This is a genomic window from Xanthocytophaga flava (assembly GCF_030068545.1).
Taxonomy (GTDB): Bacteria; Bacteroidota; Bacteroidia; order Cytophagales; family 172606-1; genus Xanthocytophaga; species Xanthocytophaga flava.
The window spans coordinates 65566-78887 of the sequence record NZ_JASJOR010000030.1; the positions used below are offsets into that span (position 1 = coordinate 65566).

The following is a 13322-nucleotide window of genomic DNA, read 5'->3' on the forward strand; positions in this document are numbered from 1 at the left end:
AATAGTTGGTAACATTTACCAACTATTTTTTTTGCCTTCCCTTTTCAAAATATGTGGTTTATCATATAGTAATTTGAGTAGTCAATTCTACAATTACCTGCCAAATCACTTGCTGAAAAGCTTTTTATTCTGAGGTATGTATTTTTCAATTATGTAAGAAATCTCAGAAAGAGGTTAGAAGATACATTAACCTTTTCTGTTTGATTTTCGTATAAAAAATAGTCATATAACAGATAAGACAATGGTACGCAGGCGATTACTTATATTATCAGCAATTCTACTTTTGATCTGGATAACAGGGATGTTTGTATTTCATACTACTCTGGAAGGATATTTACATATGTTTTTACTACTGGCTACGAATAGTGCCTTATTTTGTATAGTTCGAGAAGAGAAAGAAAAGCGTGCAGATGAGCAAATTGGGTAGTAATTTGTATAGGAGTTATATTTTAGCTTCAGTTTTAAAAAATATAAAAAAGCTCACAAGACAAATTGTATTTTTTCCGTGTTTTGATTTACTTGCGAGCCATTAATCTAAAGATTAAACCCTTTACTATAACAAACCACTTTTTAGCACAAAAAAGCTGATCTTCTGTAAGACCAGCTTTTTTTATAACTAAGGATAGCGCTTTATTAGCTATTTACAACAGTTCCGCCATTTACATGGATTGTCTGACCACTAATATAACTGCTGTCCTTGGAAGCAAGGAACACATAAGCTGGTGCTACTTCGGATGGCTGACCTGCTCGACCTAATGGCGTATCCTGACCAAATTTACTTACTTTCTCTTTATCAAAGGTAGCTGGAATAAGAGGTGTCCATATCGGACCTGGCGCTACGGCATTAACCCTAATTCCTTTAGAGGCCAGATTTTGGGAGAGAGCTCTTGTAAATGATATAATCGCTCCTTTGGTTGAAGAGTAATCCAACAAAGTAGGATTGCCTTTAAATGCTGTAACTGAAGCCGTATTGATAATGGTGGCATTTTCAGACATAACGTTCAGAGCTGCTTTGGTGAAATAGAACATAGAAAATATATTCGTTTCAAAGGTTGCACTCAATTGCTCTTTAGTAATTGCCTGTATATCTTCCTGTGGATGTTGTTCGGCTGCATTGTTAACCAGAATGTGTAATTTTCCGAATCTTTCCACTGTCTGTTGAACTGCATTACGACAAAAGATCTCATCTCTGATATCACCTTGAATCAACAGGCATTGCTGACCTTCCTCTTCTATCATTTGCTGGGTGATATGTGCATCTTCGTTTTCAGTTAGATAAACAATGGCTACATGAGCGCCTTCACGGGCATAGTGTACAGCTACTGCACGACCAATGCCACTATCGCCACCTGTAATCAAAGCTACTTTGTTAGACAGTTTACCACTTCCTTTGTAATCATCACGAATAACTTCAGGCTGGGGCTGCATCTGGGTTTCCAATCCAGGCTGGAAACTTTGTTCCTGTTTAGGAAAATGATTAGGATATTGATCAGTAGGCATAATATAATAATAAGTTAGTTATATATAGAAAATGTTTAATTCTGATGGAGGAGACGATAGTGTCTGACAAAGAATGGATTACTATTTTCTGCTTTGTTATATAGTTAAGTGGGGCTGTTATCTGCTGTTAAAAACTTATGCCTTTTACCCGTTAGTTATTGATGTTTTTGAGTGTGCAAAAAAGGCAACAGAAGGATGGTCTTTTGGGGAGTAAATCATAGTAAAAAACAGTTTAAAAAGTAAGAAAGGGCTTTTAATCAGAGGCATGATTCTAGATATATCTGTCCTATAAGCAGTGATTTTAACACTGTATTTTACTTATCAACTTAAAATTATATCGTTATGAATAAGCTAACAATGAAAGGCAACTGGAACGAAGTTAAAGGAAAATTAAAGCAGAAATATGGTCAATTGACAGATGATGATCTAATATTTGCTGAAGGAAAAGATGATGAGTTGCTGGGTCGTCTGCAACAGAAACTTGGTAAAACCAAAGATGAGATCCGCAAAGAAATCGCAGAGTTTTGATAGGGGAGATCTAGTAGCTGAAAAGGGCATGTTCATATAATGAGCATGCCCTTTTGGTTTATAAAACTTATACATTCTTTCGTTTGTGCTGTTTATTCGCTTTCGAACCATGTATACAAGATTTCTATCTTGGACGTCAAGCCGGAAGCAAGCAATCGCACCTTTTATGCTTGATTCTGAAGCCAGATTTTGGCATCCTCGTAAGCTCCGAATGATCTGATAATATCCGAACTGGGAATTGCTTTCTTCGCTGATAATTCAGCAAAAATATTTGGTGAAAATATCCAGGCAAAATGCTTTAATCCTGCACTAATCATGGCAGGAAACCACACCGTTGCTGTCCATTCTGCTGACTCATTCCAGGGGCCTTTTACTTCTGTATTGTCATTCAGGATTTTTGAGATTTTATATTCTTTTGTGAGATCAAGGATTAAGTTGCCTGAACTCATACTCTTTGTTCTGATAACCGATCCATTTACAGTGCATAATTTTTGAAACAGGCTCAAAACTAATCTCTATGTTTTTTGATTTGTACATTGATTGCATAGGACCTCATTTTTAGTTGTGATACCAAATTTAATTATAATAGCTAAACATCCGGTCATACCTGCCATTTCTTATCCGATTGCTGATGTAATGAAACTATTTCTCTATTTGATAAAGAGTTACTTTTTCTATGATTTCGAGGATACTTATTTGATATTCAATGTAATATATTTAGAATACAGATTTTAACCAACTAACAGAGGAATAATAACATACTATTTACTAAAGAATACCTATCTGCATGAAAAGTTAATGAATTGTGATTGTTAATACCTGTTTTTTAGATAAAGTGTTGTTATGTAGGTTATTATCTATTGGTATCCTTGCGTGTATTTTAAGCTATTCCTTACAGTTCTGTCAAAATCGACATACTTAATGGTTAATCTAATCTCAATGGAGAAGGAAAAAGGTAAACATAGCCCTTATATAACAAGAGTATACATCTCTATATTTATATATGAGATTAGTTGGGTAAAAAACAGAAAGGGAACCAATATATCGGTTCCCTTTCTGCTGGTGATAATAACGATTTTTTATTTCAGACTTAAACTACCATCTTTTGCATCCTTTTTAAGGTCATCATTGGCAAACACTGCTACTTCTACACGTCGGTTTTGTTGCCGTCCGTTATCAGTATCATTGGAAGCAACGGGTTCAGTTTCTCCAAAGCCTCTGGTTCCCAAACGATCAGTATCAACATTTAGTGATTTCAGATACTTACTTACTGCTTTAGCTCGTTTTTCAGATAGTTTCAGGTTATAATCATCTGATCCAACATTATCCGTATATCCATCTATCAGAATATTAGTGTCTTTGTATTTCTTCAATACATCAGCCATTTTCTGAATATTCTTCTTAGATTCGTCACTTAGCTCATCTGAGTTAAATGCGAAAAGAATACCTGAATTGAAGGTGATTTTTATACCTTCTCCAACCCGTTCTATTTTGGCATTGTCAACTTCCTTGTTTAACTCTGCCGCTTGTTTATCCATATAGCGTCCTATAGCGCCGCCTGCAACACCACCAATTGCAGCCCCAATTATTACCCCACCTGCAGTGTTTCCTGCTTTGTTGCCTAGTATACCACCTACAGCACCGCCTACAGCTACTCCCGCACCTGTTCCTATGGCAGTTCTTTTATTGTTACGAATTGTATTACAACTGAATAATAGAGATGCACCTAGTGCAACGGTTACAATCGATTTTACATTAAGGGTTTGTCTTTTCATAGTTATAAATTTTAGTACTGAATATAGTTTTACAAAAAATATGCCTTTTTGCCTTATTGAGATAACTGTCTATACAATAATGTGGACCTATCGTGTCTAAATTGTGGAGATTTAGGGACGAGCGAAACAAAAAAGAAGCATTTCTATAATGGAATGTCTTTTTGATATGGATAGTAAGAAAGATGGTAGATTTTACTGCCAGATGTATTACCTAAACAGACGAGTTATGGACTCCATTTTTGTGAATTCTATTGCGCTTATGTATTGTGTATCAGGGTTGTTGATTTGTATATACAATTACAAAGATGTGAAGAGTAATGTAACACGACAAGACTAAGTAGAATAGAAAATAGTTACTACTAAACTAATCATTAAGTGAACTACTTTACTCAATATACTAAGGCGAATGAGAGCGGACTTTCATTCGCCTTTTTATTTTTAAAGCTTAATTAGTTGAAATTTATAGTTTATGTAGAGATCAGCGGGCAAAAAGTGGAGGATTTTCTGCAATCATACTGTGCCTTGCATTTTTTACGATGTATATATGCTGGGAATAGTATTTGAAACTAAGTGTATAGAATAAATTCAATTTACTTAATTTTTTATCTCAATTGTATTAACTATGAAAAAGGTACACTATGTAGGAGTAATTGCTTTATTACTTCTATTTTTTGCAACATCAACAAGCTATGCACAAGCAAAATTTGGTATCAAAGGCGGAGTGAATTTATCTAACTTTTATTCCGGAGATGATGTTAGTGACAACAACCTAAAACCAGGATTTCAAGCGGGTTTATATGTGAAGGCTCCCATTATTGAAGATGTATTATTTATTCAGCCTGAGTTGTTATATACTCGTAAAGGTGCTCAATCAACCTATAGTAATTTTATTCAGGGAAGTGGTAAGTACCAGTTTGGATTAGGATATGCTCAGTTGCCTGTTTTGTTAGGTGTAGATTTGGGAATATTTAATATTCATGCGGGTCCATATGTGGCTTATCTGACAGATGCTAAAGTCAAAGATGTAGATAATGACGGAAGTATCAATGGGGTTACAGATTTGAACCGGGACAATTTCAATTCGTTGGATTATGGGTTATCAGGCGGAATCGGACTGGATTTTGAAGCTGCCCAGATTGGATTGCGGTATGATCTAGGCCTGCGTGAAATAGGAGCATCAGGGCTGGCAGGTGAGCTTACTAAAAACTATAAAAACAGTGCTATACAACTATATGTAGGCTTCCATTTTTAAGCCTTGCACAAATACTGAACTTTTAATAAACAGCCCTCGGTTTTCCAAAATCGAGGGCTGTTTTGCTGTTTATATCATAGTTTTCGCTGAATGTGTTTGCATTATTAGAAACATAATTACATATTTGAGTCAGAGACAGTGGATAGTACAATCCAAAAACCTTGCAATCTGATTGATGTATCGTCAATCGTGTTTAAAGTTTACCCACGCATCACGAGCTTGTTCTTGACTAAGCGGATACTGCACCGGTATAGCTATTGCGGTTTTAATTAAAGAATTCAATGAGTCTATACCGGTGCGTATCCGCATCGAGTTGAACAATCCCGTCCTAAGTATTGTACGAAGGTGATTGTATACACTGTCTTTTTCTCAGATTATTATATACTGAAAATAGAAATGCCTGGTATTTTGCCAGGCGTTTCACTTTTGAATAAAAGGCAGATTCAGAATGGATATCCAATCGCTATATTGAAAATTAGGTTGTTACTACGCCATCTGGAATTGAAGATATTCACATTTTGGATCACCCAACGGTTGTTTTCCGGCAAATAAGGTATTCGCAATGGGAATGCAGCGTCCAGGCGTAGGACAAAAAAGCTGGCATCAAGCCGTAATCCCAAACCAGTACCTACAGCGATTTCTTTATAAAATCGATTCCATGCAAATTCTCCACCTGGACGTGTCGTATCACTTCTGACCAACCATATATTTCCTGCATCAGCAAAGATCGCACCTTTCAGATAACCAATAATACCAAAACGATATTCAACGTTCGTTTCTAGTTTTATATCACCTGTCTGATCTATGAAGTAGTTAGTATTTGTATTTTGTAAGGTGCGAATATCAAAAGATCCAGGGCCAACAGACCGTGCTCTGAATGCTCGGATACTATTGGAACCACCCGAACTAAATTGCTTTACATAAGGCATTGTGGTAGCATTGCCATAAGCAAAACCTGCTCCTGCAATAAAACGGACTGCATACTGATTCTTAGAATCTATATCGTGATAATATCGCAGATCAACATCTGCTCTGGAGTATTGAGAATAGGGGCGACCAGCAATCTCGTAAGCTTTGTCGGAGGCATTTTCCTTCGATTTAGCCAATCGTTGAGTCAGGTAAGCAAGGTTACCTGAGAAGTCCAGACTTCCGGCAAAATAGATGTTATCTTTTTTGCGTTCATCCTGTTCTCCTGTCTGTGAGTTATAAGTAAAAGTGTAACGTGATCCTAATATAAACTGATTACGTAAACTACGTTGTAAGTATGGATCATTTTGCAGCCGGCTCTCAAACAACTCAGATATGTTTCCTAATTGGAAAAAGGTAATATCTGCTGGGTAAAGTGTGTGATTTTTTTTAGCTGTCTCTCTCCAGGAATAACCATACGCAATATTTAACGAGTTAAGGAGAAAATAATCTACCCGGTTTTGCAGTTTGAACCCTATCTTCATAGTCGTTTGGGGCATATATCTATGCGAAGAGTAGGGGATATGGAATGGCGAAATAAAACGAGGTATAGTAAGGCTGGCCTCACTACCTAGCTCGTATGCATTAACAGGACTTTGTTTTGTATTTGCCTGTACTTCATAAGCTCCATTAATCTGAAACTGGAAAAGTTCTGCCCCTTTTAAAAAATTGCGGTTGATGAATGAAGCTGTTACTGCCGGCCCGACAAAGTTGTTTGATTTGGAATTGATCTGTACTTCAAAGCGCAGTGATTTTTTTAACAATGGGGTAAGTAATATACGCACCCGAAGCAAGCTGTCTCCTTTGGGTGTAAATCGGATATTAACAAATTTAAAAACACCCAAATCTGTGAGGCGGCTTAAGGTAAGTTCATGATCTATTCGTCGATATAAACTATCTTTGTGCAAATTGACAGAGTTAAGAATAATTTCCGGACGAAAATCATTGCGACGATAGCGATATTTATATCCCTCAATGGTATCCGTTGCATACTTCCCGCGTGTAGTAGAATCTCGTGTGAGTTGGTATTGGTTAACGATTGTAATGGTATCAAGCCTATATACTTTTTTGGCCTGATCTGGTATGTTTTCAAATCCAAGATATAAATCAACCTGTCGTTTGCCTACACTACTGTCAGCATTGAAAATCAGATAATTACTGCTGAAATAATAAAATCCACTATCACGTACTGTTTCAGCCACCCGTTTAATTTCTTTTTCCAATGTAGCTAACTTATAAATGTCATTGGTTTTGAGAAGACTTTCTTTGGGGAGGCCTGTTGATAAATTACCATATACAGAGTCCAATCTTTCATAATGTATATCACGAATTCGATAGGGTGGAGTTATTATATAAGCTGTATAGTCAACCTCTGCTGTTTTGGATTTTTTTGCAACCGCAAATTCTACATTGGCTTCAAAATATCCATTGTTTTGAAGCACAGTTTTAAGATTAAGAGAAGTTCGCTCTGGTGAAACATCGCTTAAGAAAACAGGGGGGCGTCCTAGTTTTGTCTTTATAAAATTACGAAGTCCTTTTTTTTTCTTGGGAGTGCCTGCAATGTAGTAAAACCACAGGGTAGGTCTCATACCCAGAAAGCTTTTATTAGGAGAAGGTTTCATTACTGCTTCCATCTCCGTTTCCAACTGACTTCTGTTAGGTATGCCTCCATTGTGTTTAAACTTTAGGTCAGCGCCAGTATATAAATATTTGCCTTCTGGTATAAAGCGTGTACCTGTACAGGCTGTAATAGTTACTATCCATACTAGCAAACAGGAACGACTACATAAAAATTTACATAGACCTAAGTAAACAGAATTCTTTTGATGATAAGTTGTATGAGGTTTGGGTTTCATTCGTTTATTCTGCTAAAGCTTTTGAAAACAATTCTTTGAATGAATTGTAGTCTCTTACAAAAATAACTCCGGCTCCAGTTTTATATATCTGACCACTGACGATGTCAAAATCGCGTTTACGAAAGCCAAGTAATCGCAATCTGCCATCTTCTGTCAGTTTATATTCAAGTTGCAGGTCTCCTAAAAAATTTGATAGATCTTGCTGACTGGATGCTGGACTGCCTTCCAGGTTAACATTGCCCGTTACTTTTACTATTATGCGATCATTTAACAGATTTTTAGATACACCCAATTCTAGTTGGGTACGTCCTTGTCCAGACCCGGTCGTATAATCCTGGTATGAATTAACATCAAGTTCCAGTTCTACGCCCTGAATCCTATTTGCTAATTGATTAAGTTGGTCAGTAAGGATTTTGCTGACGCTACTCCGCACATTCTCTTCAATTCCCGTTGAGGAACTTTCAAACGGATTGTCAGAAATAAATCGTTGTAAAATAAAGAGCGCAAACACCTGTTTATTTAAATCAGATTCACGGGTATTTATCTCCTGAAGAGTTGAGTATACAATACCGCCGATGGCATTTTGTTTATCCTGAGGCATGTCCAGTTTAAAACTGATTTCGGGTTTTAGTAAAACGCCTTTCAGATTTAAAATAACATAAAACGGCATGCGTTGTTTGGCCTGACTTAACCGCTGATCTGACACCTGGTTCTTAATTAGATCTGCTGCAGGTGCCTCCACTGTATAAGTTGCCTGAATATCCAGAGCAGCGTTCAATGGATCTCCCGTCCAGGTAATGCTACTGTTCTTATTAAGGGCAAACTCTCGTTTTACCAGACCATAAAAGGATAAGGAGTATGTTCCACTAAACACTTGATAACGCCCTGTCAGGTCCATATTGCCACTTGGGTCCATTGTATAGCTAAGTGTAGTTTCTCCTTTTACTGAAAGCTTATCACCCGCTACCGGATCTATAATAACATTTAATGTACTGGAGGTATCTATCTCTATATTGGTTGTAAGTTCGTAGCCTCTCAGTTCACTTTTAGTTGTATCTTTTACAGCCTTTGATTTCATGCTTTGTATAAAAGGATCTTGTTCTGTTCCTATATCTACAAAGCGAACAATCCCTTCACGCCCAGCTACTACGTCATCTGACTGAGGAACTATATAGGTTAAATTGCTTCCACTTTCTACTTTAATATTAGCATTCACAACAGGCTTATACGAATCTCCTCTGATATTTACAGTTGTACTGGTTATAAGTTTACCATAGTACATGTTATTATCTTCAGGCTTTGTATTTAAAACCTGAAATTTGTCAGCATTAATACGCAGCTGTAGCTTGTAATAGGAGTAATCCTGAGTTAGGATATCACCATTGATAGAAATATTATGATTAGACTGGTCCTGAATGGTAAACTTTTGAAAGTGTATTCCTTCTGCATCAAGCTGAATTGCCTGATTAGTAAGTTTAAATGGACTGTCCAGCATTTTGAGGTTAAAGGAAGTATTCTGAAAAACAAGCTCACCCTGTATAGCAGGCTTGGCTGTACTACCTTGAATCTTAAACTGACCTGTTGCATTTCCAGAAAGCTCTTTCAGTTGACTTTGAGCAAATGGATAAAATGATTTAAGGTTTAACTCTGTAATAGTGGCAGTTAAATCAATGTTATTTTCTGTAGCATTGGATAAATAAAATCCTGTTACATCCATTTTATTACCATTGCCAGTTAGATTTAAAGCAACATCAAATCTTCCTTTTTCTTTTTGTTGAGCAAGTAAGTGTATATCTCCAACCCGCTGTCCCGTATAGGAAAAGTTATCAATATCTAAATCGGCCGTTATTTCACTGGTTTGCGCCTGATTTACCATACTTGCCTGTCCATTTAGTACACCACTTACAAAACTTGTATCCGAACGTACAATTTCTCCAAGAGTTTCCAGACGAAAGTTGGTAAAGGCAGCTTGTAAACTTGATACCTGGTTGTTCACATTAGCAATAGAAAACTTTTGACCATTTTCTGTAAAGATCAGGTCTTTAAATAGAACCCCTGATTTACTGATTATGATATCATTTGACTCCGCCACTTGCCATGGACGATAATTGAGTTTTACACTATCGGGAAAGAAGTGAAACGAGTACGCATTATTAGGTAAACTATGAAAATTACCACCTAAAAGATATTTTTGTTTATTAACTGAATCCCGAATGATGAGTTGAGTCAGCAGGTTATTTTCTGATGCCTTGGTTAATAATGATACATTTCTGATTAGAATGCTCGATTGTTTAATTTGCTCAACAGTGAAAATGGCTTTTAGTTGTTTGGGTGTAGACTCTACCAGAAAAAGTGCCGTGTCTATTTTGATCTCGCCATACTTCACGCTATACACCTGTGCTTTGAGGTCTAGTTGCCCTTTACGGCTATCAAATTCACCGCGGATTTCACCAGGCCGAAGTGAATCTACATCAGGAAGTAAAATTTCTGTAAGGGCTGCTGTATTTCGAAGGTTAAGTGCAAACTCAAAATTTTGAGGTTCAGATTCACTATAGGCAGGTGCATTAGGTAGGGCATAATAACGGGTAAGGTGTTTTTCAAGTGCGCCATACAAACCACTCCAGTTAATATTGCCCCTGAAATATCCTGATAGAACATCTGAGTTGAATTTTATATCTGTTTTAGCTTTTGACTGGACAGAAACATATAAAAGCGAATCAATAGTATAGATTTTACCTTTGCTGGCTACTGCAACCTGACGTATATCTACATTACCATTAATATAATCTGCTGACTTAAAGTTGAGATCGGCTGTAATTCTGGCTCTGGTACTTAAATCCCGGTTAGTAAGATTTAACTTTTGCCAGTTGGCTGTTTTCATATCTATGACAGCGACATAATTTGGGATTTCCTTTCGAAAGTCAGCACTTCCTATGAGACTGAAATTAAGGTTGGTATCTGCCAGTGAAATATTTGCTGCAAATTGGGATGGATGCGCCAAACCGTCGATAGCTATATTGCGATAGGTATATTTCTTATATTCTACAGTTTGAATCCGGGTAATTATTTGGGTTTTCATATCTTTTAACGAAAAACCCGATCCATCTATGGTTGCTGATGCTGTCAGATTGCCAATATCCTTATCTTGTTTGATGAGTTTGCCCAAAGCTATCTTGCGAGCTTTTACTCGAGCCTGATAGGTTCCATTTGAAAAGCTTTTGTTTGTAACGAGATGAGCATTCGCAATGATGTCTCCGAGAGTAGTTTGAATCTGCGTTTTCGTTGAAATATTATGTGTTGCTCCACTGATCGTTGATGTTAACTGAATATGTTGGGGTATTCGGACGCTTGAAGGAAGCATAGCAGGAGGGAGCAAAGTTCGAATATCCAGAGCTGATGTTTCAAATGGAAGAATGGCTAATTGAAAGGTAGCCCGGTCAATATCTGGAAGATTTCGTATATGACCACTGATATTCAGTCGGGTAGTAGAAAAGGTACTTGCCTGAAATTCTTTAATCGCTAAATTTTTAACCTGTCCTTTTAGTGTTGTCTTTACATGTAGAGTTGTGTTTTCTGTAATACGCACAGGGATACTTTTAAGCAAGTCTGGCTGGAAATAAAGTAAATCCTTGACACTTAGTTTGCTTTCAGGAATTTGAATATCGAGACCCATATCAGGATATGTTTGACTTAAGGTCGAAAGGGACTGAAAGGTTGATCGGATATCACCTTTTAGTACACTATTATCTGTTTGAACAAATAGATTTGCAGCTTCTGCCTGGGTGTCAGTAAGAAGAACTTTTGTTTTTAGGTTATGCAGTTTAAACCCACTCTTTTCCTGAAACTTAAGTGTGTTGATAGTAGCAGCTATTGTATTGTTGTCATATGCTACATCCTCTGCTTCTATCTGAATATAGGACAGTAACATATGAGCAAAATCAAATCCTTTGGTTTGTTGTGGTGAATTAAAATCATCATAAATGATATGATTATCTAAAAGAGACAAATCTGCCAGTGTAACCTTCCAGCCACTTGCTGTATCTTTCGGGGATGTATTATTAATAGTAGTTTTTGCTTCAGATTTTACTAATTCCTGTTTTCGGGCTTCCTGCTGATAACGAACAACAGAGTTTTTTAATGAAAAGGTATTCAGATCTAATTTCTGTGTTGGAAGATCAATAGCATTTGCCTCAATTTTCGAGGTACCTATGTCAGCTTTAAGGTTTAGGCCACTAGGCTGATCATAGTATTTAATATGAAGATCTTCTAATGAAAGCGTTTTAAAGCTAAGAGCTGGTAAGGCGGATGAATTAGCAGTATCAACGGGTTGAGTGTTCTTTGTTTCACTAGTCTTTTCAAGACTACCAGACTCAAATAGTACAGAGGTGTGTTGTATAGCTAGTTTGTCAACAGCATAAATTGATTTGTTCAGATCCAATTCCTTGAACGATAAGTCAAGGTTTCCCAGGTTGAGTACAAGATTTTGCTTACTTATATCATCTTTATAGGTTGCATATATATCCTTTAGATTTACATCATCGATTGAAAATTGCCACGGTTTACCTGTTGTGTCTTCTTTCGCTACAGTAACGGAGTCAGAAAAAGCATTGATGATAAAATCATAATTAAAACTACTATCTGGTAAAGTACGATTAATATGCCCTGTAAATGTTTCAAGTTCTACACCATTTATAGCAATGCTATGACGGGTTAGTCCAAGCATGTCAATATTTACTGCCAGTCTGTGACTGAATAACAAAGTGTCCTTTTTCTGGTCTTCTACATAAATATCTTCCAGAACAATCTTTTTGGGAAATGCAACGTTAACTCCACCTACTTCCACACGTGTCTTAATTTTTTTCTGCAGATATTCTGCAATCTGTGAGGTCAGATAAGTTTGAACAGATGGAATTTGTAAAACCAATACTAAAAGCAGGAGTATGACCAACAATCCTGAAATTGTCCATACTCCTGCTTTTAGTATTTTCTTAGCGATTCTGGATGCAGATAAGTTTGTCATTATTTATGTTTCACTCCGAGGGTAATTGGTTTTTTAATTCTTTGGCTTTCTTCTTTTGTGTTTGATCTGGATTTACAGGAGCATCTTCGTTTGTTTCGTTATATCCTTTCTTTCCATTCATATTTACTTCTTCTGAGTGTGCAACGGCTTTCTTTTGAGAAGTTTTGGGAATATCCTTTCCTGTCTTTTTCATAAAGGTAATTGAAGTGATGATAAATGAAACTAGCTGGTATGACACAACAGCCTAAAAGTCTGTATCAAAAGAACTGTGCCTGATTGCTTTATAATATGACAGACCGATTATCGTATTGTGCTGTATGCTGTCTACAAAGTAGCCGGATGTGGAAGAATCGAAACAAACTTGAGGTGAAATAACAACAGGAGGGAGCCTGAATCCAAGAATTAAGCTTTTTATTCATACCGGA

The 13322-nt window shown here is 36.7% G+C and carries 8 protein-coding genes; 2 read left to right on the forward strand and 6 right to left on the reverse strand.

The genetic code is table 11. The features are described 5' to 3' along the window. Positions 1 to 633: 633 nt before the first annotated feature. On the reverse strand, positions 634 to 1500 hold the full coding sequence (locus tag QNI15_RS30820; protein WP_314035527.1) for an SDR family oxidoreductase: 867 nt from the start codon (positions 1498 to 1500) through the stop codon (positions 634 to 636). Between the two features lie 342 nt (positions 1501 to 1842). Here QNI15_RS30820 and QNI15_RS30825 point away from each other — a divergent pair, with 342 nt between their 5' ends. Further along, positions 1843 to 2028 (forward strand): CsbD family protein, encoded by a 186-nt coding sequence (locus tag QNI15_RS30825; protein ID WP_313980642.1) that lies wholly within the window; start codon positions 1843 to 1845, stop codon positions 2026 to 2028. Between the two features lie 164 nt (positions 2029 to 2192). Here the strand turns inward: QNI15_RS30825 and QNI15_RS30830 are convergent, their stop codons facing one another. Together QNI15_RS30830 and QNI15_RS30835 are read right to left on the reverse strand one after the other, a co-directional pair. After that, positions 2193 to 2477, reverse strand: a complete 285-nt coding sequence (locus QNI15_RS30830; RefSeq protein ID WP_313992984.1) for a hypothetical protein — start codon at positions 2475 to 2477, stop codon at positions 2193 to 2195. 630 nt (positions 2478 to 3107) lie between these two features. Beyond that, positions 3108 to 3803, reverse strand: a complete 696-nt coding sequence (locus QNI15_RS30835) for an OmpA family protein (RefSeq protein WP_313992986.1) — start codon at positions 3801 to 3803, stop codon at positions 3108 to 3110. A 622-nt stretch (positions 3804 to 4425) separates the two neighbouring features. Between QNI15_RS30835 and QNI15_RS30840 the strand changes: the two genes are divergently transcribed. Further along, a complete protein-coding gene (locus tag QNI15_RS30840; RefSeq protein ID WP_314035529.1) occupies positions 4426 to 5055 on the forward strand; it encodes a porin family protein in 630 nt (209 codons plus the stop codon). 443 nt (positions 5056 to 5498) lie between these two features. Here the strand turns inward: QNI15_RS30840 and tamL are convergent, their stop codons facing one another. Genes tamL through QNI15_RS30855 form a run of 3 tightly spaced genes read right to left on the reverse strand, consistent with a single transcriptional unit; the run spans position 5499 to position 13090 of the window. Next, a complete protein-coding gene (gene tamL / locus QNI15_RS30845) occupies positions 5499 to 7877 on the reverse strand; it encodes a translocation and assembly module lipoprotein TamL (protein WP_314035531.1) in 2379 nt (792 codons plus the stop codon). Between the two features lie 4 nt (positions 7878 to 7881). Then, entirely contained in the window at positions 7882 to 12897 is a 5016-nt protein-coding gene (locus QNI15_RS30850) for a translocation/assembly module TamB domain-containing protein (RefSeq protein ID WP_314035533.1), read from the reverse strand. A gap of 10 nt (positions 12898 to 12907) precedes the next feature. Then, a complete protein-coding gene (locus tag QNI15_RS30855; RefSeq protein WP_313980655.1) occupies positions 12908 to 13090 on the reverse strand; it encodes a hypothetical protein in 183 nt (60 codons plus the stop codon). Between the last annotated feature and the right edge of the window lie 232 nt (positions 13091 to 13322).

Excerpts from the sequence above, each read along its gene's own strand:
- QNI15_RS30820 (WP_314035527.1), bottom strand. The coding sequence starts at position 1,500 with ATGCCTACTGATCAATATCCTAATCATTTTCCTAAACAGGAACAAAGT.
- QNI15_RS30825 (WP_313980642.1), top strand. The coding sequence starts at position 1,843 with ATGAATAAGCTAACAATGAAAGGCAACTGGAACGAAGTTAAAGGAAAA.
- QNI15_RS30830 (WP_313992984.1), bottom strand. The coding sequence starts at position 2,477 with ATGAGTTCAGGCAACTTAATCCTTGATCTCACAAAAGAATATAAAATC.
- QNI15_RS30835 (WP_313992986.1), bottom strand. The coding sequence starts at position 3,803 with ATGAAAAGACAAACCCTTAATGTAAAATCGATTGTAACCGTTGCACTA.
- QNI15_RS30840 (WP_314035529.1), top strand. The coding sequence starts at position 4,426 with ATGAAAAAGGTACACTATGTAGGAGTAATTGCTTTATTACTTCTATTT.
- tamL (WP_314035531.1), bottom strand. The coding sequence starts at position 7,877 with ATGAAACCCAAACCTCATACAACTTATCATCAAAAGAATTCTGTTTAC.
- QNI15_RS30850 (WP_314035533.1), bottom strand. The coding sequence starts at position 12,897 with ATGACAAACTTATCTGCATCCAGAATCGCTAAGAAAATACTAAAAGCA.
- QNI15_RS30855 (WP_313980655.1), bottom strand. The coding sequence starts at position 13,090 with ATGAAAAAGACAGGAAAGGATATTCCCAAAACTTCTCAAAAGAAAGCC.